General features: G+C 69.4%; 22 protein-coding genes. 12 read left to right on the forward strand and 10 right to left on the reverse strand.

Annotated elements, in window-relative coordinates:
• Window positions 1-39 precede the first annotated feature (39 nt).
• From hpt to folE, 3 genes are all read left to right on the forward strand, one after another.
• Window positions 40-615 carry a hypoxanthine phosphoribosyltransferase gene (gene hpt, locus QLQ12_RS41055; RefSeq protein ID WP_282766451.1) on the forward strand — a complete coding sequence of 192 codons (576 nt, stop codon included), beginning with the start codon at window positions 40-42 and terminating at the stop codon, window positions 613-615.
• Between the two features lie 314 nt (window positions 616-929).
• Complete coding sequence (gene ftsH, locus QLQ12_RS41060; protein WP_282766452.1) at window positions 930-2,945, forward strand: ATP-dependent zinc metalloprotease FtsH; 2,016 nt, start codon at window positions 930-932, stop codon at window positions 2,943-2,945.
• Window positions 2,942-3,589 (forward strand): GTP cyclohydrolase I FolE, encoded by a 648-nt coding sequence (gene folE, locus QLQ12_RS41065; RefSeq protein ID WP_282766491.1) that lies wholly within the window; start codon window positions 2,942-2,944, stop codon window positions 3,587-3,589. The genes ftsH and folE overlap by 4 nt, the downstream gene beginning before the upstream one ends.
• A gap of 46 nt (window positions 3,590-3,635) precedes the next feature.
• On the opposite strand, the gene QLQ12_RS41070 is transcribed toward folE, so the two are convergent.
• From QLQ12_RS41070 to QLQ12_RS41080, 3 genes are read right to left on the reverse strand one after another with little or no spacing between them, the layout of a single operon-like run.
• Window positions 3,636-3,896 (reverse strand): hypothetical protein, encoded by a 261-nt coding sequence (locus QLQ12_RS41070; protein ID WP_282766453.1) that lies wholly within the window; start codon window positions 3,894-3,896, stop codon window positions 3,636-3,638.
• A gap of 14 nt (window positions 3,897-3,910) precedes the next feature.
• Window positions 3,911-4,594, reverse strand: coding sequence for a hypothetical protein (locus tag QLQ12_RS41075; RefSeq protein WP_282766455.1), 684 nt, complete (start codon window positions 4,592-4,594; stop codon window positions 3,911-3,913).
• Complete coding sequence (locus QLQ12_RS41080) at window positions 4,591-7,188, reverse strand: FtsK/SpoIIIE domain-containing protein (RefSeq protein WP_282766456.1); 2,598 nt, start codon at window positions 7,186-7,188, stop codon at window positions 4,591-4,593. The genes QLQ12_RS41075 and QLQ12_RS41080 overlap by 4 nt, the downstream gene beginning before the upstream one ends.
• 203 nt (window positions 7,189-7,391) lie before the next feature.
• On the opposite strand from QLQ12_RS41080, the gene QLQ12_RS41085 reads away from it, so the two are divergent.
• The 5 genes from QLQ12_RS41085 to QLQ12_RS41105 all read left to right on the forward strand — a co-directional run bounded on the left by QLQ12_RS41085 (window position 7,392) and on the right by QLQ12_RS41105 (window position 10,055).
• On the forward strand, window positions 7,392-7,739 hold the full coding sequence (locus tag QLQ12_RS41085) for a hypothetical protein (protein ID WP_282766457.1): 348 nt from the start codon (window positions 7,392-7,394) through the stop codon (window positions 7,737-7,739).
• A complete protein-coding gene (locus QLQ12_RS41090) occupies window positions 7,736-8,119 on the forward strand; it encodes a hypothetical protein (protein ID WP_282766458.1) in 384 nt (127 codons plus the stop codon). Before QLQ12_RS41085 ends, QLQ12_RS41090 begins: the two co-directional genes overlap by 4 nt.
• The gene (locus QLQ12_RS41095; RefSeq protein WP_282766460.1) at window positions 8,116-9,111 is read left to right on the forward strand and encodes a WXG100-like domain-containing protein; all 996 of its coding nucleotides are present in this window, start codon (window positions 8,116-8,118) and stop codon (window positions 9,109-9,111) included. The genes QLQ12_RS41090 and QLQ12_RS41095 overlap by 4 nt, the downstream gene beginning before the upstream one ends.
• 7 nt (window positions 9,112-9,118) lie before the next feature.
• Entirely contained in the window at window positions 9,119-9,403 is a 285-nt protein-coding gene (locus QLQ12_RS41100; protein WP_282766462.1) for a hypothetical protein, read from the forward strand.
• A gap of 61 nt (window positions 9,404-9,464) precedes the next feature.
• Entirely contained in the window at window positions 9,465-10,055 is a 591-nt protein-coding gene (locus tag QLQ12_RS41105) for a hypothetical protein (protein ID WP_282766464.1), read from the forward strand.
• Between the two features lie 3 nt (window positions 10,056-10,058).
• On the opposite strand, the gene QLQ12_RS41110 is transcribed toward QLQ12_RS41105, so the two are convergent.
• The 7 genes from QLQ12_RS41110 to QLQ12_RS41140 are packed head-to-tail and all read right to left on the reverse strand — an operon-like array spanning window position 10,059 to window position 18,383.
• Window positions 10,059-10,661: a hypothetical protein gene (locus tag QLQ12_RS41110; RefSeq protein ID WP_282766466.1), complete on the reverse strand. Its 603-nt coding sequence runs from the start codon at window positions 10,659-10,661 to the stop codon at window positions 10,059-10,061.
• A complete protein-coding gene (locus QLQ12_RS41115; RefSeq protein WP_282766468.1) occupies window positions 10,658-11,776 on the reverse strand; it encodes a M23 family metallopeptidase in 1,119 nt (372 codons plus the stop codon). The genes QLQ12_RS41110 and QLQ12_RS41115 overlap by 4 nt, the downstream gene beginning before the upstream one ends.
• Complete coding sequence (locus QLQ12_RS41120; protein ID WP_282766469.1) at window positions 11,773-12,315, reverse strand: hypothetical protein; 543 nt, start codon at window positions 12,313-12,315, stop codon at window positions 11,773-11,775. The genes QLQ12_RS41115 and QLQ12_RS41120 overlap by 4 nt, the downstream gene beginning before the upstream one ends.
• A 5-nt stretch (window positions 12,316-12,320) precedes the next feature.
• Window positions 12,321-14,282, reverse strand: coding sequence for a DMT family transporter (locus tag QLQ12_RS41125; protein ID WP_282766471.1), 1,962 nt, complete (start codon window positions 14,280-14,282; stop codon window positions 12,321-12,323).
• A 1-nt stretch (window position 14,283) separates the two neighbouring features.
• Window positions 14,284-17,718 (reverse strand): ATP-binding protein, encoded by a 3,435-nt coding sequence (locus tag QLQ12_RS41130; RefSeq protein WP_282766472.1) that lies wholly within the window; start codon window positions 17,716-17,718, stop codon window positions 14,284-14,286.
• A 37-nt stretch (window positions 17,719-17,755) separates the two neighbouring features.
• Window positions 17,756-18,118 (reverse strand): hypothetical protein, encoded by a 363-nt coding sequence (locus tag QLQ12_RS41135; protein WP_282766473.1) that lies wholly within the window; start codon window positions 18,116-18,118, stop codon window positions 17,756-17,758.
• Between the two features lies 1 nt (window position 18,119).
• Window positions 18,120-18,383, reverse strand: coding sequence for a hypothetical protein (locus QLQ12_RS41140; protein WP_282766474.1), 264 nt, complete (start codon window positions 18,381-18,383; stop codon window positions 18,120-18,122).
• Between the two features lie 365 nt (window positions 18,384-18,748).
• Here QLQ12_RS41140 and folP point away from each other — a divergent pair, with 365 nt between their 5' ends.
• The 4 genes from folP (at window position 18,749) to QLQ12_RS41160 (ending at window position 21,114) form a co-directional block, all read left to right on the forward strand.
• Entirely contained in the window at window positions 18,749-19,561 is an 813-nt protein-coding gene (gene folP / locus QLQ12_RS41145) for a dihydropteroate synthase (protein ID WP_282766492.1), read from the forward strand.
• 97 nt (window positions 19,562-19,658) lie between these two features.
• Window positions 19,659-20,060, forward strand: coding sequence for a dihydroneopterin aldolase (gene folB / locus QLQ12_RS41150; RefSeq protein WP_282766475.1), 402 nt, complete (start codon window positions 19,659-19,661; stop codon window positions 20,058-20,060).
• Window positions 20,057-20,587 carry a 2-amino-4-hydroxy-6-hydroxymethyldihydropteridine diphosphokinase gene (gene folK, locus QLQ12_RS41155; protein WP_282766476.1) on the forward strand — a complete coding sequence of 177 codons (531 nt, stop codon included), beginning with the start codon at window positions 20,057-20,059 and terminating at the stop codon, window positions 20,585-20,587. The genes folB and folK overlap by 4 nt, the downstream gene beginning before the upstream one ends.
• A 59-nt stretch (window positions 20,588-20,646) precedes the next feature.
• Window positions 20,647-21,114 (forward strand): DUF3180 domain-containing protein, encoded by a 468-nt coding sequence (locus QLQ12_RS41160; protein WP_407651695.1) that lies wholly within the window; start codon window positions 20,647-20,649, stop codon window positions 21,112-21,114.
• Window positions 21,115-21,256 lie beyond the last annotated feature (142 nt).

Consider the following 21,256-nt stretch of genomic DNA (forward strand, 5'->3'; position numbering starts at 1 on the left):
GTTCGCCGATCGGTAACCTCCATACGGCAGGCTAGACCCATGGCTGATGGCTCTTGGTACGACGCCGACATCGACCACGTGATCATCTCGGAGCAACAGATCCGGGAAAAGATCGACGAACTGGCCAAGCAGGTGTCCGTGGACCACACCGACGCCGAGGACGGCATCCTCCTCGTCTGCGTGCTGAAGGGCGCGGTCATGTTCATGGCCGACTTCGCCCGCGCGCTGGGCAAGCACGGCCCGTCGACCGAGATGGAGTTCATGGCCGTCTCGTCGTACGGGCAGGGGACGACCTCCTCGGGCGTGGTGCGCATCCTGAAGGACCTGGACCGGGACATCGCCGGTCGGCACGTGCTCGTCATCGAGGACATCGTGGACTCCGGACTGACCCTCTCCTGGCTGATGAAGTACCTGGAGTCGCGGGGTCCCGCCAGCGTCGAGGTGGTGGCCCTGTTCCGCAAGCCGGACGCGGTCAAGGTGCAGGTCCCGGTCCGTTACGTGGGCTTCGACATCCCCAACGAGTTCGTGGTCGGTTACGGCCTGGACTTCGCGGAGCGTTACCGGGAGTTGCCGTACGTCGGGGTTCTCAAGCCTGAGGTGTACGCCCGTAGCTGAACCGCTTTCTCAGCGTGTTCTCAGTATTGCTTCGTTATGGGCGTTTTTGCACCTGAACCGCCCTTATTTTACCGACCGTATGCGCAGTTCGCCCTGCGGGCTCACGGGTTCGCAATCGGCACCTACGGTGTACGGTCGAGTGACCGATGGCGTCGTGTCACAAGCGCTGGAGGGGCTGGGGCCCGGTTCTCCACCCGCTGTATTGAAAAAATGCGGAGGGGGTAACGGTTCCCGGCAGCCGCCGGTGGGCGGCGACGTTGAGGTGACCAGGACGCCGATCAGGAGGGTCCGGGCGCTTGGCGCCCGACAACAGTATGGAACGTACGCGTTTCTTCCGCCGCCCGGTGGTCTGGATCATTCTGGTGATCATCGGCGTAGTCGCGCTGAGTACGGTCTTCACCAGTGGTCCGAGCTACCAGAGGGTCGAGACATCGGTCGCGCTTGAGCGTCTGAACCAGCCCGGCATCGCGAAGGTCGTCCAGAAGGACAAGGAGCAGACGCTCCAGATCGACCTCGCCCGGTCGGAGACGTTCAACAACAAGTCGACCGACAAGATCGAAGCTCAGTATCCCTACGAGCTGACCGACGAGATCTGGGCGCGGGTCGCCCAGTCCAAGAGTCAGAATCTGATCACCGGGACCACTGACACCACGGTCTCCGGCGACAACATTCTTCTCAGCATCCTGATCAACCTGCTGCCGATCGCGATCCTCGTGGTCCTCCTGCTGCTGTTCATGTCGCAGATGCAGGGTGGCGGCTCCCGGGTGCTCAACTTCGGCAAGTCCAAAGCGAAGATGATCACCAAGGACACGCCGAAGACGACGTTCGCCGACGTGGCGGGTGCTGACGAGGCGGTCGAGGAACTCCACGAGATCAAGGACTTCCTCCAGAACCCCACGAAATACCAGGCACTCGGCGCCAAGATCCCGAAGGGCGTGCTGCTCTTCGGCTCTCCGGGCACCGGTAAGACGCTGCTGGCCCGCGCCGTCGCCGGCGAGGCCGGGGTGCCGTTCTACTCCATCTCCGGCTCGGACTTCGTGGAGATGTTCGTCGGTGTCGGCGCGAGCCGGGTCCGCGACCTCTTCGAGCAGGCCAAGGCGAATGCCCCGGCGATCGTCTTCGTCGACGAGATCGACGCTGTCGGCCGGCACCGTGGCGCCGGCATGGGCGGCGGCCACGACGAGCGCGAGCAGACGCTCAACCAGCTGCTCGTCGAGATGGACGGCTTCGACACCAAGGGCGGCGTGATCCTGATCGCGGCCACCAACCGGCCGGACATCCTCGACCCGGCGCTGCTGCGCCCGGGCCGATTCGACCGGCAGATCCCGGTGGACAATCCCGACATGGAAGGCCGCAAGGCGATCCTGCGGGTGCACGCCAAGGGCAAGCCGTTCACGCCCGACGTCGACCTCGACTCGGTGGCCCGGCGCACCCCCGGCTTCTCCGGCGCCGACCTGGCCAACGTGATCAACGAGTCCGCGCTGCTGACCGCCCGGAACGAGAAGCGGGCGATCTCCAACGAGTTCCTCGAAGAGGCGATCGACCGGGTCATCGCCGGCCCCGAGCGTCGCACCCGGGCGATGAGCGACAAGGAAAAGAAGATCACCGCGTACCACGAGGGTGGACACGCGCTGGTCGCCTACGCCCTGCCGCACTCCGCGCCGGTGCACAAGGTGACGATCCTGCCGCGTGGCCGTTCGCTGGGCCACACGCTGGTGCTGCCGACCGAGGACAAGTACACCCAGACCCGGGCCGAGATGATCGACACCCTGGCGTACGCGCTGGGTGGCCGGGCCGCCGAGGAGCTCGTCTTCCACGAGCCCACCACCGGCGCCGGCAACGACATCGAGAAGGCGACCAGCCTGGCGAAGGCCATGGTCACCCAGTACGGCATGAGTTCGAAACTGGGCGCTGTGAAGTACGGCAGCACCGGTGACGAGCCGTTCATGGGCCGCAGCATGGGTCACGAGAAGTCGTACTCCGACGCGGTCGCCGCCGACATCGACGGCGAGGTGCGGGCCCTCATCGAGCTCGCCCACGACGAGGCCTGGGAAATCCTCGTCGAGTACCGCGACGTCCTCGACGACATGGTGCTCGAGTTGATGGAGAAGGAAACCATCACTCAGGACGACATGAACCGGATCTGCGCCCGAGTGGCCAAGCGTCCGCCCATGTCGCCGTTCAACGGATTCGGCAAGCGGCTCCCCTCCGAGGCGCCGCCGGTGCTGACCCCCGCCGAGCGGGACAAGCTGAAGGCGCAGGCCGAGGCTGACGGGCAGATCGCGGTCGGGCACAACCCGAACGCGAACGGTGCGGAAGGCAGCAACTGATCAGCCCGCAAGACGAACTCGACTATCTCGCCGCCCGCCTGGTCGACGGCAAGCTCACCGGTACCCCCGTTGAGCACGCCGTCGACCTCGGGCGGATCGAGAAAGCGGTCCGGGAGATCCTCATCGCCGTCGGTGAGGACCCGGACCGTGACGGCCTTCAGCGCACCCCGTCCCGGGTCGCCCGGGCCTATGCCGAGCTGTTCGCCGGTCTGCGGGTCGACCCGAAGACCGTGCTGACCACCAGCTTCGAGGCGGACCACGAAGAACTCGTCCTGGTCCGCGACATCGAGCTGCAGAGCATGTGCGAGCACCACCTGCTGCCGTTCAAGGGCGTGGCGCACATCGGCTACATCCCCGGCACCGACGGCCGCATCACCGGCCTGTCGAAACTGGCCCGCCTGGTCGAGGTCTTCGCCCGCCGCCCGCAGGTGCAGGAACGCCTCACCTCACAGATCGCCGACCTGTTGATGGCCCAGTTGGGCGCGCGCGGCGCCATCGTCGTCCTGGAGTGCGAGCACCTCTGCATGGAGATGCGCGGCATCCGCAAGGCCGGCGCCCGCACGATCACGTCAGCGGTGCGCGGCGCCTTCCAGACCGACGGGAAGGTCCGCGCCGAGGCGATGGCCTTGATAAACGCCCGGTAGGTTCTTATCTCGCACCGGCGCGATCCGCGAGACAAGAACCTACCGGTCAGATCATGCTCCGGAACTGGTTGGCCGAGTCGACAGCCGCGTGAGTGAGCTGAACCGCCTCGTCCAACCTGGTCCGTGCCTGTTCCAGATGTGCGATCGCGGCCGCCGCGGCCGGATGGAACGAACCCACCGCGGTCATCCGCATCCGGGCCAGGGCCTCGTCAAGCTGGTCCGAGACGGCCTGGATGCCGGCGACGGCCCGCTGAGCCCCGTCCACCGTCGCCGCCACACTGATCTTGACTTCCTCGACGTTCGCCACAGCGAAACCCCTCGTCAGTTGAAGAACGCCTGCAAGCCGGTCCCCGCACAGGTCAGCAGCACCGGAGCCAGGCACGCGATCAGGCCGAGCACGGGCGTCCGGTCGACCTTCACCCCGTCCCCGCCGTAGACGAAACCGATCGTCGCCCATCCCATCCCGAACGCCAGCAGCGGCATGCTCAGCCCGCACAGCAGCGCGTAGGTCGACGGCGACCCCGGCGGCGCCACCAGGAACAACATCACCTGCACCAGCAGCACCGCGGCCGCGAACGGCCCGTACACCAGGATGTTGCGCGCCCACGGGCGATCGGGTCCGGCCGGCGCCGGCCCGACGAAAGCGGCGTCCGCGGCGTCCGCGGTGGCCCGGGCCTCCCGCAGCGCCGCCAGCACGGCCGGCGGCCCGCCGGCCGCTCTCTCCATCGCCGCCGCCTGCTCCGCGGTCTGCGGCGTCAGATCTCTTTCGGGTACGCGGAAGTCGCGCGCCAACCGGGCTCGTTGCGGAGCGAGCCGTGCCCGCACCGACGTGAGCTCCTGCCGCGCGGCCGTCACCGTCGCGGCGTGCTCGCCCGCGACCGAACTCGCCGCACGGCGCACCGCGTCGAGTTCCCGGGCCGCGGCGAGGTATTCCGCCCACGCGCCGGAGCCCGGTGGCCCCGCCTGCGCCGGAATCACTCCGTGCTGTTCGGCTTGGTCCGTCACGGCGTGTCACTCTCCGGGTCTACGAACGGAACCACGGTCACCGTGCGGTCGGCGTGACGGTCATGCAGCAGCGCCCGGTTCGCGCGGGGCTGCCAGTCCACCGGCCGGCCCAGCAACAGCGACACGTCGGACTGCGGCACGTTGAGGAAGAGCAGCCCGGCCATGTCCTCCCGGCCCATGCTGCCGCCGGTCTCCTCGCTGAACCGCCGCACCCCACGCCACCAGGACAACAGGTGCCCTCCGCGGCTCGGGCCCTCCCGCAGCAGTCGCCGTAGCCCGCTGAGGCTGCCCGGTGGGGCCGCGTCCATCCCGAACACCACCCGGTAACCGGGACGCTCCGGATCGAGCTCAGCGGCCAGCCCAGCGGCGTCGACCACCACCACGTCCTGCCGCTGCCCGATCTCGGCGGCCAGCGCGGCCGCGAGCACGTCACCTTCGGCGACCAGCGAGGCGATGACGAACCGGGCGGTGCGCGGGGCGTGACAGGCGGCCAGACTGCGTGCCGCCGCGTCCAGCACCTCCGCGCCGGCCGCCTGCGAGCCCAGGACCGCCAGATGACGGCCGGGCGAGGAGTCCAGCGGGAAGGCGGCGGAGGAGAGCGCCACGTCGATCACGCGGCCCACCAGCGCGGCCGGCCGGGTCACCCGGCCGGCGAGCGCGGCGCGGTATGTCGGGTCGTCTGCCAGATGCTGCCGGGCATAGCCGGCGAACACCTTCGGCGGCTGAGCCTCCGGATCGCGGGCGCCCCACAAGCGGTGCCGCAGGTCGGCCAGCAGCCGCTGGTCGGCGTGCGGATCGGGGAACCGGACCACCCGCTCGTGCCCGCGGGTCGCGCCACGCGGGCCGCCCAGGCCACCCGCCGTGTTGACCACCGCGCTGCCCATCGGCAGGCCGGCCGCCGAGTCGTTCGTCGGCTCCAGCACGTCGCCGCCACCCGGCAGGGCGATCCGCACCGGGAACTGGCCGAAGATCGAATCCCGTTTCGCGTAGAGCGCTTCCACACCGAGGACGGTCTGACTCGCCAGGACCAGATGAATCCCGTACGACCGGCCCTTGCGGGCCAGCGACTCCAGCAGCGCCACCGCCTCGGCCGCCATCGGATCATTTCCGGCCAGCAGCACCTGGAACTCGTCGATGACACACAGGATCCGCGGCAGGGGACGGCCGCGGCCCTCCTCGTCGGCGATCGCGCGCAGGTCCGCGAACCGGGAAACCCCGGCCCTCTTGTACGCCAGGGAGCGCCGGCCCATCTCCGCGTCCAGCTCGCGGAGAACGGCCAGGCCGTACTCCCGGTCGGACTCGACACCGACAGCCCGCGCGTGCGGCAGCCAGGTCCGGTCCCGCGGGGTCGGGACGAACTCGGCGAACGACACGCCCTCCTTGAAGTCCAGCAGGTAGAGCGAAAGTTGATCGGGGCCGTACCGGGCGCCCAGCCCGTACAGCACGTTGATCAGGAACGCCGTCTTGCCGGCGCCCGACCGGCCGCCCACCATCCAGTGCGGGGTCAGGTCGTTGAAGCGCAGCACCAGCGGCACGTCGCCGTGATGCCCCACCACGGTCTCCACCCCCGCCGCCGCGTCCTGCGACCACAGGTTCTCGGCGGGCTCCGGCAACAGGTCCGTCAGGCTCACCCGGGACGCCTGTGCGGAATCGGCCGCCAGCTCCCGGCAGACCGCGTCGATCAGATGCGGCGGCGGATCCTCGTCGAGGAACACGGGAGCGTTCAACCAGGGGGTTTCCGGCGCGGAGCCGAACGAGCCGCCGGGCGGGTCTCCGACGATCGCGTACGGATTACGCACCGAGATGGCCGTCGTCCGCGGCAGCGGCGCCTGTGTCGTCTCAGCGGTCAGCGGAGGCGGCGGCCACCCCGCTACGACCAGGTGCAACCCGGAATCCGGCCCCTGCTGGGCCAGAGCCGCGATCCGCCGCAGCTCCTCACCCTCGGTCATCTCCGGCAGGCTGGCGATCACCACCAGCAGACTCCGGTCCGGCCGTGCCCGGCGGCCCGCGCCGGCCCGCACCGGCCGCAGCCACTTCTCCGCCTCGGCCAGCACGTCCCGCAGGCCCTGCCGGTCGGTGGCCGGCGGCGACATCAGGCCGGCGTCGGCCAGCTCCTCGAACGGCGCGAACACCGCGCCGCCACCCACCCCGTCCACCGCGCGCACCAGCAGTGACCCCGCCGGAGCGGCCGCCAGCAGGCGCAGCAGCAGCGAGCGCAACAGCCCGAACACCCGACGGTCGGTAGCCGTCGCGTCGACCGTCAGATGGCCCGTGCCGAGCAGCGGCACCACCGCCGGGAACCGCACATCGTCGAGCGGCTGCGCCAGGCCCACCCGCACGAACTGCGGCGCCACCGTGCCACCGAGCGGTGCCACCGGCGACAACGCGTCCAACGTCGAGCCCAGCCAGCCCGGCGCCAACGCGGCCGCCGCCACCCGCAACCGGTCGGCAAGACGATGCTGCTCGCGCGGGTCGGCAGCGGCCGGAGCGAACGCCTCCAGCGCGACAGCGGCAGCATCCGCTGTCGCCACCGCCTGCCGGTGCAAAGCAGCGGCCTGCCGGACCCGCAGAGTCGAATCCGCCACTGCCGTCACCTCCTGTCCGCGGAATAAAACCTATCCCAGACCCGTCCCGTCGCCGCGTTGCGTCCCCTGTGCGACTTTCGTGCCGGACCCGTTGCTACGTGTCCAATCTGGACTTCCGGGAGAACTCACCGTGTTCGGTTGAACTCAAAGCGTGCAACGGCGGTATTCGCACACACAGGAACCACGCGGTGAGACGGTGAAGGGAGGCCGGGATGGACCCGACACAGGGGTACGACGACCAGGCGCCATCCACCCGCTCGAACTACATCGCCTCGGCGGGTGAGGACGCCGACGGGCTGGTCCGGATCGAACTCGACGGCGACGGGCGCCTCTGGGACGTCGTCCTCGACCCGCAGATCACGTCACTGTCCGCCGACGCCCTGCGGACGGCGCTGTTCGACGCCATCACCGCCGCGCAGGACGACCTGCCCGCCGCCTCCGCCGACGCCGGCGACTCCTTCGAAACCGCGGTCGCCGACGTCAACACCAGGGCGGAACGCCGCTTCGCGGAGATCTCCGAAGCCCTCCACGACCTCTCCCGGCGGGCGGTACGGCGATGAACGTACGACTGAAGCTCGATCCGGACGTCGTGGCCGCCGCCGGAAGCGCCCTCGCCGGCGTCGCCCAGCGGATGGCCGACGACGTCGCCGTGCTCGAAGGCACCGTGGCCGGACCCGGCAGCCCCTGGGGCGAGGACGAGAGCGGCGGTGTGTTCGCGCTCGCCTACCAGGCCGTGCTGGGGCATGCGCTGCAGGCGCTCGGCTCCCACGTCCAGCAGATCGGCGAGGCCGCCCTCGGCCTGCACGCCCAGGCGTCGGCCATCGCCTCGACCGATGCGTCCTCCGCCGCCGACCTCACCGCGTCCTCCGTGCCCACTGCCGCGTCGTCCGTCTCCGCCGGGCCCTCCGCCGGAACATCGTCGGCCGCGAACCCATCATGACCATCGAACTGCCCGGGGAACTGACCGAGCCGCTGGAATGGCTGGGCCTCAGCTGGCCCCAGGCCGACGAGGACCGCCTCACCGCCGACGGCCACGCCTGGATCGAACACGGCACCCGCCTGCGCCGCCACGCGGCCACCGCCGACGCCGCCGCCCGCCGGGTGTGGCTGGAGAACGAGGGCGCCTCCGTCGAAGCCTTCGAACAGTGGTGGAACGGCGAGGAGGGCCCCGGCCGCCACCTCGACGACGCCGCCACCGCCGTCGAACTGATCGGCGCCGGCCTGATCGCCATGGCCGGCGTCACCGTCGCCCTCAAGACCGCCTACCTCGCCCAGCTCACCCTGCTCGCCTTCCAGGTCGGCCAGGCGATCGCCACCTCCTTCGCCACCGCCGGCGCCACCCTCGCCGAGATCCCGCTCTTCGTCGCGGCCAGCCGGGTCGCGTGCCGCCAGCTCATCCACAAGGCGCTCCAGGTGGTCGAGGGCGAGATCGCCCAGACGTTCACCCAGGCGGCCCAACTGCTGCGCACCGCCGGCACCAGGGCCGCCGCCCAGCACGCCGGCAACCTCGCCAGGCACTTCGGCCAGAACTCCGAATTCCACCGCCTGATGCGCGAGGTCGAACGGGCCGACGTCCGAAGCCCGGTCGACGGCGCCAACTTCTACTCGGGAAAGGCCGACGACGGTACGCCGATGCGCCTCTTCGCGGAGAAGCACACCGACGGGGTCACGAAGGTGACGTTGGAACAGACTCCGGGCGGGGGGCGGTTCGACGACATGCTCCTGTTCGAGAACGGCTCGCCGATCCGGCGGGGCCAGGCGGAGAACGTCTGGTCCCGGCTATCCGAGCGGTACGCCGAAGATGCTCGGGGCGACGTGACGGCTTGGGCGCACAACCCGCGCGCCGACGGCATCTGGAACGCCGTGGAGCGGCCGGCCTTGGAACAGAACAGAGCGGTGACGAGGATCGGTGTCATCGATCCGGACGCATGATGGTGGGATGGGTATTCAGGAACTCGGCAGTCAGTCGGCACGAACCGACACCGGCGTGGTGCTGCGGAGTGTGGACCGGGAGACACTCCGAGCCGACTTCCGGGATCGCAGCATGCTTGTGGCGGTCGACGGCGGCCTGACCAGCTACGGGGTGTACCTGCCACGGGTTCCCACCTGGGACGACGGCGATCCGGTCCCGGAGGAGGACCTCGCCGTCATCAAGGAGGCGGTCGTGGAGATCCTGCGGCACTGGGGCTTCGCCACCGAGTTCATCACGCTGAACGGGGGATGACTGTGGACGGCCACGTGCGTCGATCGTGGGGTGGCCCGCGGGACGAACTAGTGTCGTACACATGGGACCGCGAGAGCCTGAGTCCGAAGCCGGCTTCGGATCCCCGGATCCCCGGCGCGAGGGGGATGCCGTGGTGACCCCCGAGCCGCCGGTGAGCCGCCCGCTGAGGGGCCGGCCGCTCGGTCAGCGTGGTCGCTTCCAGAGCCGTCGTGCCCGGTTGGTGCTCGCTCTGACGGGAGGCTTCCTGGCCCTCCTGTGCCTCGGCGGCGTAGGAGCCTTCTTCGTCCTCTACGAGGAAGCCACCGAAATCAAACGAACCGCCCCCGACGCCGTCGTCGATAGCTTCCTGGCCGCGTTTCTCGTCAGTAGGAATGACCAGGAGGCGGCGCTCTATAGGTGCACATCGGAGGAGGATTTGACCCCGATCGTGCAGTTTCGGGAAGACGTCGTGCGGCGCGAAAAGGAATTCTCGGTGGGTATCTCCGTTACCTGGTCAAGTCTGCAGGTCAGTATTGACGGAAGCAGTGGGACGGTAACCACTGACCTGACCCGAACGATCTCCGGCCAAGCCGGACGAGATAGCAGTACCTGGAAATTTTCGATCGTTGACCAGGACGGATGGCGCGTGTGCGGGGCGAAACAGACGTCCTAGCTGCTACTCGACCCAGATCAGGTGTGCCTGAACTTCGAGGGTCCGAGGAAGTTTGCCGCTCCATCCCCACCGGTACCAGTCGAGCTCTTGGGTGACGCGCACGCTGACCGTCCCATCGTCGCTTATGTGTGACTCGGTAACGGCTCGAAGATCGCGGCGTTCTGTTCCGTCCTCGAGGATCTGTGTCACCCGGCGCCCGCTCAATGAGTCGGCGTCGATGGCCGACACTGGTGGTCGGCGAGGTGGTTCGTCGAGGGAAACCAGTTGGTTGACCTTGGCGCCGGGCGTCGTGGTCCCGGAGAATCCCAGTTCCTCGACCCAGACCCGTTCCACCGGAACCAAGGCGGCGAAGACCTCGGTCCGCTCGGCCTCGGCTCGGTACCACTCGGATTCCGGCATCACCGGGACATATGTCCGGCTGCCCTGCACGACTTTCTCATCCGCTCTGAGATCGCCCCGCCATCCGTATCCAGGCAGTCCGACGAGGACCCGGCGCCCTCTCAGATCACCGACCATCATCGCGGGAGTAGGCACTATCGGCCGTGGCGACTCCAGCGCGCCCTCGCGCTGGCCGCCGAATGGATCGGGCATCGACCCGCCGCTCATCCCTCGTTCCCCAACGCCGCGCCGTGCTCCCGCATGAACGTGACCGGATCGACCGCGCCATTGCTGGTCCGGTCATTGTTGATATGGACCTCGAAATGCAGGTGCGGGCCGGACGAGTTGCCGCTGCTGCCGACCCGGCCGATGGTCTCACCGGCCGCTACCTGCTGGTTCTCGCGAACAAAGGGCCGTTGCACCAGGTGACAGTAGCGGGTCATGACATTGTCCGCATGGATGATCTCGACCATCCACCCGCACCCGCCCTTTCCCGGGTAGCCGTCCACATTGCAGGTCTTCGCGCCGCGGAAATCCTCGTCGCATTTGACCAACGACACCCTACCGCTGGCCACCGCGACGATCGGCCGGTACTTCTCCACACTCAGGTCGACGCCCTGATGGTTGGGACGCGATGCGGACCGGAAGGCGGAACCGACCGGTGCCCGGAGCGGGATCGTCCACCCGGATGCCGCGATCTGCCCGGCCGTGGCGCATTCCATGGTCGCCAGGTTGCCGGCCGCGTTCGCCGCGCCATCGGCGAGAAGGTTGACGATCTGGGTCGCCAGCGGCTCGTGTTTGGCGTAGGCGTCGGGATAGGCGCTGATCTGTACCGCTTGCGCGGCTCGGGTCAGTGGGAGGGTGTCCCAGCCTTCGACCGTCTGCAGCTTGTTGTAGAACTTGGTGCTGGCGTAAACCGGATCCCGAACCTGGGCAGGGGTGCCCCATCCCGTGCTCGGTCGTTGCTGGAACAGGCCGAGCGAGTCGTGGTCGTTTCGTGTCCCGAGATGGCCCAGATTCACCAGCCTCGACTCCTGCATCGCAGTGGCCACCGCGATCACCCAGGCGCGCGGAGGCAACTTCAAATCGGCCCCCACATCGATGATGATGGCCGCGTTGCGAATCTGGTCGGGGCCGTACGGCCGGATGCGGGGAAGTTTCGAATCCGGGTCGACGACCCCACCTCTGCCGCAGCCCAGCGAGGCGTTGAGAAACCGGTCGCTGTCATCGTTGGTCAGACCGTTCAACAGGACGACGGTGAGGCTGCCACCGCAGCACAGCACGACGAGCGTGACGACGAGGGCGACCATGAGGACCGCCTTGCGAGGTCGCCGCAGCGTCATGCCGGTTCCCAGTCGATGCCGTCGACCAGCCACGAGCCGTCCGGTGCGACCATGCTGAGACCGAGCTTTCCGGTGTCCATGGTGACGGTCGCGTTGACCATGGACTCGTTGACCGCGACGAGGTTCGGGCGGCCGATCACCCGGTCTGCCGGTACGCCCGCCGGATCAACACCGCGCAACTGCGACGTGAGTTCCTGGGTGGCGTTCGGCTGGAGACGGGTGAGCCATTTGTCGGCGGTGACGCCCTCATGGTCCACCCAGGCGGAGGCGAAGGCATAGGCCACCGCCTCCGGCTGCGCCCGACCAGGGCTGGTTCTGGGCGTGGGTGGCGGGTCGGAGGAGACGACGCTGTCGTTGTCGGACGGGTCCACGCTGATCACGGGCGCGGCGCTGTTGTTGCCGAGCGGCGGTGCGGCCGTCCCGTCGGAGAAGAGCCGCCCGATTCCCACGACCGCCAACACGATGGCGACGATGACGAGGGCGACACCCCAGCGCGAGCGGAAGATTCCGTTGAGGCCGCGTTCGATCAACCGGGGCATCCCACTCACCTCGCCTCGGAACGCACCCGCGGGCTGGCCGGCTCCTCACTGGTCGCGCCGGTCTCCGGCCGGTAGATCGCGTAGGAGGCCGGCCGCTCAGCGACGTCCGGCTCGGTCCAGTCCGGGTTGGCCCGCTTCCGGCCGGGGCCGCGCTCGGTCTGCCGCGGAGAAGCGTCCGGCGTCTGTCGCGGAGAAGCATCCGGCGGACCGTCGTCGCGGACGTTCTCCTTGCCGTCCGAGCGGGTCCGAGCGCGCGCGGGGACGACTTCTCGGCTCTCGCCGCGCGACGAAGGCGCGTGCGCGGGGTCTTCCAGCCGAGCCTCCGGCCGAAGGCTCCGCTGCTCGAACGGTCCCTTGCCGAAGGTCGGTTCCCGGGTGCCGCCGCCCTCGGCTACCTCGAGCTTGGAGGCCTCACGCATGTCTCGGAAGAAGCGCCGATGCCAGGATCCGCCGGAGGCGATGGTGGCCGCCCCGTCCTTGCCGCCGAGTTGGGTGATGCGGCGATAGGGCCGGAGAAGGAGCCATCCGACCACGCCGCAGAGCCAGACCAGCACCACCTGGAGCCAGCCGGCCAGGCTCGCGGTGTTCATGATCAGGTCGACGGCGAACAGATAGATGGCCGCGCCGGTGCCGAAGATGGCGATGTTGAAGAGGGCGGCGACCACCGCGTTCCCGAGCCGTCGGATCCCACCGCTGGCCGGCCGCAGCAGGCCGATGGTCCCCAGGACCGGCGCCGCGATGACGGCCCATCGGAAGACCAGGAACCCGAGAAGGACAAGCAGCGAGGCGGTGATGTCGAACATCGCGTACATGAACGCCGCCAGCATCGCGATGAATCCCGCGCCGACCCGTTCCATCCCCTTGCTGCCCTGAAGGTACTCGTAGGCTTCAGGGTCCTCGGCCTTGATCTGCTCGGCGACCTTCTTCCATTGAGTCTTCTTGCGGTCCAGCGTCGCGTCGCGAGTCCCGGGATTGGTCCGGATCTTGTCGACTTCGTCCCAACGGAGCGATCGGGCGTCATAAAGCGCTGGGCCGTACTTCTGCGCGGTGTCGCTGTCGGCGGAGCCGAGGACTCCCCGCAGCCAGTTGCGGTAGAGCATGGTCTCGGTCGCGGTGTCACTGGCACGCACCGCCGGAGGACGCTTGTCCGTGCAGGCGTCGGGACCGAGAGCGCACTCGCCGGCTTGCTCCTTCGGCTGCGGTCCGACAGCGTCGTGAACCGCGCTGAGACCCGTGATCAGGGTCTGGTCGGCGATCTTGGCGGAGTACACCGGCCATGCGGCGATGGCCGTGACGAGCACCATGATGAAGATCGCCCAGCCGGCGGTCGTCGTGGCGGCGCCCATCTCGGCCTGCCGGGAGCGCCAGAGCAGGTACAGGCCGACCACCGCGAGGGTGATGACGCCGAAGACGCTGAAGACCTTCTGATAGATGGCCTTGGTGGCCTGATCGACCAGGGGATCGGCCCACCCCCAGAGCGTCGCCGGGTTCCAAGCTCGTTCCCGGAGCGCGTTCGAGGCCCCGATGACCGCCGTGGCGATCATGAACTCGCCGTTGGCGATGGTGGTCTCGAACTTGTGGTCGGCGTCGACGACCGTCGACGCGCAACCGCCGCCCAGGTCGTAGGTGGTGAAGCCGTACCCCGCATATCCGTAGTCGCTGTACAGGCCGGGGAAGCTGTTCTTGGTGGAGGAGGCCGGGCGTTCGGCGAACCAGCCGGCGAGCCCGGAATCGGGAGTGCTCGGCGTCGGCGGATTGAGACATTGAGCCCGCTGGCCCACGACGTCCGAGAGGCGGTCGACGCAGCCCTTCATGTCCTGACGCCATTCCTCGACGCTGCAGGCTCCGCCGGGGACCTTGGCCGGCGGGGCGGCCGACGCGGCGTCCGGGGCGGCCACGGCCCAGGCGATGGACGCCACGACCAGCACGAACAATGTCGTAAGGAAGGCCAACCCCCGCCGCGCCATGTCAAACCTCCAGGTCGGACGGGAGCGGCACCAACGTCTGCGGCGCCACGCCCGGTGTCGTATCCAGGTGTTCGAGCAGTCCTTCGACGTATGAGACGTCGACGCGCACCTTCTGGACCCGTCCGTCCACGTCTCGCATCACGAACTCGCGGAAACCGAGCCGCTGCTGGGAGGACGAGTCGACCTGGGACAGGGAGGCGAGGGTCGCTTCGTACCCGTCGTGGACGGGGACGCGTAGCAGGCGCAGGGCTTCGGAGGCGATCTCCTGGTCCTCGGCGATCCGGCCGACGAAGACCGTGGAGACGAGGTTCTGCACGTCGAGGCCGAGGATGTCGCGCGGGTTCTGGGAGGCCACGAGGGCGGCCAGGTTCCATTTGCGGGAGTCGCGGGCGAGGCGGACCAGGAACGACCGGCCGGAGCGCCAGCCTTCCATGAAGTGGGCCTCGTCCAGGCCGACCATCTTGCGGGAGGACATCGAGCCGCCGTAACAGCGGCGGACGGCCAGCCGGTGTGCGGTGTGCAGCATCGGCAGGGCGAGGGATTCCTCGGCCGACCAGTACTCCCGCTCGATCTTGAGGTCGGGCAGTCGCAGACCGGCCATGGTGATGACGGTGAGGGCCGCGTCGGCGCCGAGCAGGTGTGGCGGCGGGTGGCCGAAGAAGAGCAGCGCCAGCGGCATCTCGGCGGTGTCGAGGAGCAGGTTGGCGAGCTCTTTGCCCTCGTCGTCGTCGAGGGCTTGGAGGGTACGGACGACGTCGTCGAGCGTCGAGGTCTCCTCCGCGGGAACCTGCCGCACCGCATGCCGCAGCAGGGTGGCCGTGGACGCCTCCTTGGCGACCTGCGGCGGCACCAGCATCGAGCAGATGTCCTGCACCAGCATCCGCCGCTCGGCCCGGGCGTTGGAGATCGCGATCTCGAACTCCCGGTCACCGGACGGGCCGGTCGGGAACTCGGAGCGCACCGGCGTCGGGATCAGCGAGTACGGCGCGAGCGTGCCCTGTTCGGAGCCGGTCAGGTTCAGCACCCGCGAGTACGGCCGGAGTTCCGGCATCTGGCACAGCCGGGCGAGTGGCCCGGACGGGTCGAGCAGGGTGACCTGCACGCCGCGGCGGGCGTTCAGGTAGCCGAGGGCGCCCATCAGGGTCGACTTGCCGCCACCGGGTTCGGCGACGAAGACGCCGAGGCCGGATCGTTCCCGCACCTCCATCGGGAAGTGCAGGTCCAGGAAGACCGGCCGGCGGCAGGTGCCGGCGGTGCGGCCGATCAGGTCGCCGCGCCGGTCACCGACGGTGGAGGCGGCCTGGGGCAGGGCGGCGGCGAGCAACTTGACCGGCATACGGCGTACATATCCGGTGTTGGCGATGGGTTCGCCGGGGATGAACTCGCGGGCCAGCTGGTCCTGGTTCTTCGGGTGCTGGAGCGAGATCCGCAGCTCCCGGGAGTAGAGCTGGATCAGCCGGCGGGCGCGTTCGAGGCATTCCTCGCGGGTGGCGCCGCTGACCGCGAGCCGGTGCCACCCGTGGGCGCGCGCGGAGTCGGTCGGCAGGCCGGTGGTCATCTCGTCGCCGATCACGAGCGCCCGCTTGGCGAGTCGTTCCAGCTCGGGTGGGGCGTCGATGCCGTGTTCGGCGTAGTCGAGCTGCTGCGACCGGATCATTCGGAGCCGGTGCTCGAGGTTCTTGAACGAGCTGTTCGAGCCGAGGATGTCGATGCGGGAGGAGAGCTCCATCGGCCAGGGCAGCCGCTCGTGGAAGTGCATCCACGGCTCGTGCTTCTCCGGGATCTCCAGCGGTTCCATCCGCCCGACGGAGAGGACGGCGACGTGCCGCTCCTCGCCGGACATGCGGTTGACCAGCTTGACCGTCGACCCGTACGGCGTGCGGTAACGCTCCACCTGCTCGGTGAGCGCCAGCAGGTCGCCGGTCTCCCAGTGACCGTTGGTGACCGGGGAGAGTAAGCCGGGCGGGGACATGCCGAGCGCCACCGAGCGGTAGAGCAGCCACTCCAGCTCCTGCGGGGTGACCCGCCGCCCGCGCATGCCGAACGCGTTCAGCACCTCGTCGAACTGCTCGACGGTGCGGCCGAGTTTGCGCCGCTCGCCGTCGGACGTGCCGCGGCCGAAGATCCGCAGGATCCGCTCGGAGAAGGTGTCGCCGAGTGAGCGCCGGGCGAAGGTGACCCCGAGGAACGTCTGGCCTTCGGCGTGGTTGACCGACAGCAGGTGCCGCTGGGCCGCGACCAGGTGGTCCGACCAGGAGGTGCTGCCGTGCACGTCGGGCAGTGGTTTGGTGGTGAACGAGTCGACCGTGCGGGCCCACTCGTCGGCCGGGAACGGCCGGGTGGTGCGTCGCAGGTGGAGGCGGAAGCCGGCCAGGCCCGCGTACTGCTCGGAGATGGCGCTGAGCAGCGCCTCACGCTCGGCGTCGGGCCGGAACGCCCAGCGCACCTCGGGCAGGTAGTACCAGGCCGTCACGGTGCTCTGGGTGAAGGTCAGGTGCCCGGCGATCTCGCTGATGGCCAGTTCGACGGCCGGGTCGCGGTCGCTGAACTTGAGTTTCTGGGGCCGAAACTGGGCCGGTCTCGGCTCCTTCCTCTCTTTGCGTTTGGCGGGGGCCTTCTCCTGTCGCCGGGCCGGCGCCTTCTCCGGAACGGGGACGGGCAGCGGCGCGGGCGCCGGTTCGACGGCCGGCTGCTGCCACAGCGCCGGGCCCGAGACGGGTTCGGCGGGCGGAGCGGCCCGTCGCGCGGGTGGGGGCCACTCCTCGAAGTCGGTCCAGTCGTCGTCGTCCAGGCCCGGTGCGACGGCGGGCGGGTGACCGTTCTCCTGGAAGAAGTCCGGCTCCGGCCCGATCGGCGCCCGCGTGAACGGCGCCCCGTTCCAGCCGGCCGGCGGCGGAGCGGAAACCGCCGGCGGCGGCGTGGAGACCGTGGGCGGCGCAGCGGAAGCGGAGGGCAGCGGAGTAGCGACCGGGCGCGGCGGAGCAGGTGTGGAGACAACGGGCGGCGGCGGAGGACCGGCCGCCACCGGCGGAGCCGAGACCGGGGACGCCGAGACCGGTGGACCCGACACAGGCTGTGCCGCATCGGGGCGAGGGGCCGCGTGAGGGCGAGGGGACGGATCGGGGCGAGGGGCCGCATGGGGACGGGGAGCCGCCATCGTCCGAGGATCACTCGAACGGGGACCGGCCGCTCCACCGAACAGGTCCAGGAACGGGGAGTCGATGTCCATACTGGTGTCGGCGGTGGAACCGCGCGGCCGCACCGGCTGCGGCGCTTGGAAGACGCCGACTCCTCCGTGCCCGGGCGCGGCGACGAGCTCTTCGGCGTCGTCGAGCGGTTCGGGCGGGGAGTAGCTGTCCGAACGCGCACCGTTACCCCGCCTGCCCGGGGACGAGGACTCCGCCCGGGGATGCCCGTGCGGATGCGTTCCGGTCATGCGTGGACCTCGTGTGCGCGGGTGACCTGACGACTGGTCATACCAACTCCTCCCGGACCCGGATGCGAGTGGCGACAAGTCTGGGGTCGCGCTGTTCCACGGCGGGCTCGCGTGTGCGGCGCCAGTCGGTGAGCGCGGTACGGATGACGACACGGGCCGGCCGGTCCGGGTCGACATGGCGGAACACATACGACGTCGACACCATGGCCAGGGCGATCTCCCAGGCCGGGAACGGGTCGAATTCGAGCGTGATCAGGTAATGGATGACCATGAAGAGGGGCACGAGAACGACGAACATCCCGTACTGCGCGTAGGGCAGGTGGACGGGCAGGGTGTAACCGGGCGGGCCGAGATAGACCAGGCGCGCCCGGTAGATGTCGTCGTCGGTCCGGAGCCGCATCTCAGTTGAAGATCAGGTCGATGATCGACTCGCCGACGAAGAACAGCGTCGCCGCGCCGGCGATGAACGCCAGGCCCACGATCGCGATCGCCGAGCTGGTGAGGACCTTCGAGATCTCACCCCGGCTGGCCCGGCCGATGAAGATCACGCCGAGGATCGCGAGCAGGATCGGAGCGATGTTGCTCGCGAAGAAGGTGACGATACCTTCGGTATTGATCTTGCCTGACGGCTCGGCCGCCAAGATGACGAGCTCGGTGGCGATCATCGGTAAACCTCCCCGTGTCCGGTATGGGGGGTACGGACACGCTGCAGTTGTGAAGCCGTACGGCAACGCCCATATGGTGCTACCTCTGACTCACTACGTCGAGTGAGCCGTTCGGGCACTGCCATGCTCGTCTCTGCTCTCTTCGGTCACTTCATGATGCCCAGATCCGAAGAGTACGGCCCGTACTTGCGAGCAACAAGCGCCCGTTTCGTTACCCAAGGTGAAGGAGTGCGTGAATTCGAGTCATGTGGCATCGTACACGTGTTCGAATCCCTGCTGCCCCGTACCCTTCACCTGTGTCCAATTCGCCGACAGACGCGCAGCTCACAGGGGCTGATCTGCTTCGCCGAGATCACCCGGTCGTGATGGGTGTCCTCAACGTCACGCCGGACTCCTTCTCTGACGGTGGTAGATACACCGACGTCGAAGCCGCGGTTCAGCACGGAGTCTGCCTATTTCAGGAAGGCGCGCACGTCATCGACGTCGGTGGCGAGTCGACCCGGCCCGGGGCCGAGCGCGTGGACGCCGAGACCGAGATCGCGCGGGTCGTACCCGTGATCGAGCGGTTGTTCGCCGAGGGCGTACCGGTCAGCATCGACACCAGCCGCGCCGCGGTCGCCGAGGCGGCGCTCGCCGCCGGCGCCGCGGTGATCAACGACGTCTCCGGCGGTCTCGCCGACCCCGGCATGGCGTCGGTCGCCGCCGCCGCCCACTGCCCGTGGATCCTCATGCACTGGCGCGGCCACTCCCGCGACATGCAGCGCCTCGCCATCTACCACGACGTGGTCACCGAGGTCCGCGACGAGCTGCGGGCCCGCGCCGACGCGGCGATCGCCGCCGGCGTCGACCCGAGCCTGATCGTGCTCGACCCCGGCCTCGGCTTCGCCAAGCTCCCCGAACACAACTGGGCGCTCAGCGCGAACCTCGGCAGCCTCACCGGCCTCGGGTTCCCGGTCCTCTTCGCGGCCAGCCGCAAGACCTACCTCGGGCGGCTGCTGGCCGGCCCGGACGGCACGCCGCGCCCGGTCGGCGGCCGCGAGGCGGCCACTCTCGCCACCTCTCTGTTGGCGGTCGCCTCCGGCGCCTGGGGCGTCCGGGTGCACGAGGTGGGCGCGACCGCTGACGCGATCGCCGTCTGGCGGGCGACAGGATCACCCCGATTCAGCGGTACGCCGTGAGCCGCACCCCGACCACCACCAGCCTGTCCCGCCCCGCGCGGCACATCAGGCCCCGCCGTGACGTCGGCCGGGCCACTCATGATCACGGGGAGGACCGATGACCGGACGTATCACCCTGACCGGCCTGCGTGCCCGGGGCAATCACGGCGTCTACGACTTCGAACGCGAACAGGGCCAGGACTTCGTCGTCGACGTGACGCTCGACCTCGACCTGGGCCCGGCCGCCCGCAGCGACGACGTCACCGACACCGTCCACTACGGCGAACTGGCCACCGCTCTGGTCGAGGTGCTCACCGGTGAGCCGGTCAACCTGCTGGAGCGGCTCGCCGACCGGCTCCTCGACGTCTGCCTCGCCGATCCCCGGGTCGGGTCCGCCGAGGTGACCGTGCACAAGCCGCAGGCGCCGATCCCACACGAGTTCGCCGACGTGGCCGTCACTCTGCGCCGTGCCCGGGCCGAGCACGACGGGGGAGAGCACGACGGGGGAGAGACGGTATGACCCGGGCCGTCCTCTCCCTCGGCAGCAACCTCGGCGACCGCCTGGCCCACCTGCGGGCCGCCGTCGAACTGCTCCGCGCGGACGCGATCGTCGAGGTCTCCGGGGTGTACGAGACACCGCCGTGGGGCGACACCGAGCAGCCGTCGTACCTCAATGCCGTGGTGATCGTGGAAGATGGTGCGGCGACCGCGCGGGATTGGCTGACCCGCGCCCGGGCTTGTGAAGCGGCCGGGGGCCGCGTCCGGGACCCGGAGCGCCGCTTCGGCCCGCGCACCCTCGATGTGGACGTCATCGCCGTCTGGGCCGACGGCGGTGAGCCGGTCGTCGACGACGACCCCGAGCTGACCCTGCCGCATCCGCGCGCCCACCTGCGCGCCTTCGTGCTGCTGCCGTGGCACGACGTGCGGCCGGACGCCGAACTTCCCGGACACGGACCGGTCGGCGCCCTGCTGGACACGCCCGGGGTGGCGGCCGACCTCGCCGGGGTCACGCCTCGTCCGGAGTGGTCGTTAGAGTCGATGGAGTGAGCGTCAACCCAGACGGTGGATCCCCGCGCCGGCCCGACCCCTCGCTGCGGCCGACGAGCATGTCGACCCTGATCGTGGCCGCACTGGCCGCTGCCGCCGTCGGCTGGCTGCTGATCTCCTCGAACGACCTCTTCTACCGGATCTCTCCGCTGCCGTGGACCGGCGCGGGAGTGCTGGCCGTGCTCACGATCGCCGAGGCCTACCTCGCGCAGAACACCAGCGCCCGGATCCAGCGCAAACCCGGCGCGCTGCCGGTCCAGCCGCTGGCCGTCGCCCGGTTCGCCGCCCTGGCGAAGGCCTCCTCGCTGGTCGGCGCGCTGTCTGCGGGGTTCTCGGCGGGGCTGCTCATCTGGCTGCTGCTGGAACCGACCGACGAGGCGGGCTCCAGCGTGCCGGTCGCCGCGACGACCCTGGTCGCCGCGATCGCCCTGATCTCCGCCGCGCTGTGGCTGGAGCGGTCGTGCCGGGTGCCCGACCGCCCCGAGCGGGAAGGCGACGATTCGGACCGGCCGACCGGCCGTCATTGACGATCCCGTCGTTCGCCATTCGTTGACGATCGTCAACGAAATTCGCCGTCTGAACTGAGACAGTCTCGTATCCGTATGGTTTACGGCGGGCGGCCATGAGCCGGAGTAGCGTGCGCCTCGGACCGCTCGTGGAGGCGTAAGG

The sequence above is a fragment of the Actinoplanes sandaracinus genome, from assembly GCF_030009775.1.
GTDB lineage: Bacteria > Actinomycetota > Actinomycetes > Mycobacteriales > Micromonosporaceae > Actinoplanes > Actinoplanes sandaracinus.

Excerpts from the sequence above, each read along its gene's own strand:
- hpt (WP_282766451.1), top strand. The coding sequence starts at position 40 with ATGGCTGATGGCTCTTGGTACGACGCCGACATCGACCACGTGATCATC.
- ftsH (WP_282766452.1), top strand. The coding sequence starts at position 930 with ATGGAACGTACGCGTTTCTTCCGCCGCCCGGTGGTCTGGATCATTCTG.
- QLQ12_RS41085 (WP_282766457.1), top strand. The coding sequence starts at position 7,392 with ATGGACCCGACACAGGGGTACGACGACCAGGCGCCATCCACCCGCTCG.
- QLQ12_RS41090 (WP_282766458.1), top strand. The coding sequence starts at position 7,736 with ATGAACGTACGACTGAAGCTCGATCCGGACGTCGTGGCCGCCGCCGGA.
- QLQ12_RS41095 (WP_282766460.1), top strand. The coding sequence starts at position 8,116 with ATGACCATCGAACTGCCCGGGGAACTGACCGAGCCGCTGGAATGGCTG.
- QLQ12_RS41100 (WP_282766462.1), top strand. The coding sequence starts at position 9,119 with ATGGGTATTCAGGAACTCGGCAGTCAGTCGGCACGAACCGACACCGGC.
- QLQ12_RS41105 (WP_282766464.1), top strand. The coding sequence starts at position 9,465 with ATGGGACCGCGAGAGCCTGAGTCCGAAGCCGGCTTCGGATCCCCGGAT.
- QLQ12_RS41110 (WP_282766466.1), bottom strand. The coding sequence starts at position 10,661 with ATGAGCGGCGGGTCGATGCCCGATCCATTCGGCGGCCAGCGCGAGGGC.
- QLQ12_RS41115 (WP_282766468.1), bottom strand. The coding sequence starts at position 11,776 with ATGACGCTGCGGCGACCTCGCAAGGCGGTCCTCATGGTCGCCCTCGTC.
- QLQ12_RS41120 (WP_282766469.1), bottom strand. The coding sequence starts at position 12,315 with ATGCCCCGGTTGATCGAACGCGGCCTCAACGGAATCTTCCGCTCGCGC.
- QLQ12_RS41125 (WP_282766471.1), bottom strand. The coding sequence starts at position 14,282 with ATGGCGCGGCGGGGGTTGGCCTTCCTTACGACATTGTTCGTGCTGGTC.
- QLQ12_RS41130 (WP_282766472.1), bottom strand. The coding sequence starts at position 17,718 with ATGACCGGAACGCATCCGCACGGGCATCCCCGGGCGGAGTCCTCGTCC.
- QLQ12_RS41135 (WP_282766473.1), bottom strand. The coding sequence starts at position 18,118 with ATGCGGCTCCGGACCGACGACGACATCTACCGGGCGCGCCTGGTCTAT.
- QLQ12_RS41140 (WP_282766474.1), bottom strand. The coding sequence starts at position 18,383 with ATGATCGCCACCGAGCTCGTCATCTTGGCGGCCGAGCCGTCAGGCAAG.
- folP (WP_282766492.1), top strand. The coding sequence starts at position 18,749 with ATGGGTGTCCTCAACGTCACGCCGGACTCCTTCTCTGACGGTGGTAGA.
- folB (WP_282766475.1), top strand. The coding sequence starts at position 19,659 with ATGACCGGACGTATCACCCTGACCGGCCTGCGTGCCCGGGGCAATCAC.
- folK (WP_282766476.1), top strand. The coding sequence starts at position 20,057 with ATGACCCGGGCCGTCCTCTCCCTCGGCAGCAACCTCGGCGACCGCCTG.
- QLQ12_RS41160 (WP_407651695.1), top strand. The coding sequence starts at position 20,647 with ATGTCGACCCTGATCGTGGCCGCACTGGCCGCTGCCGCCGTCGGCTGG.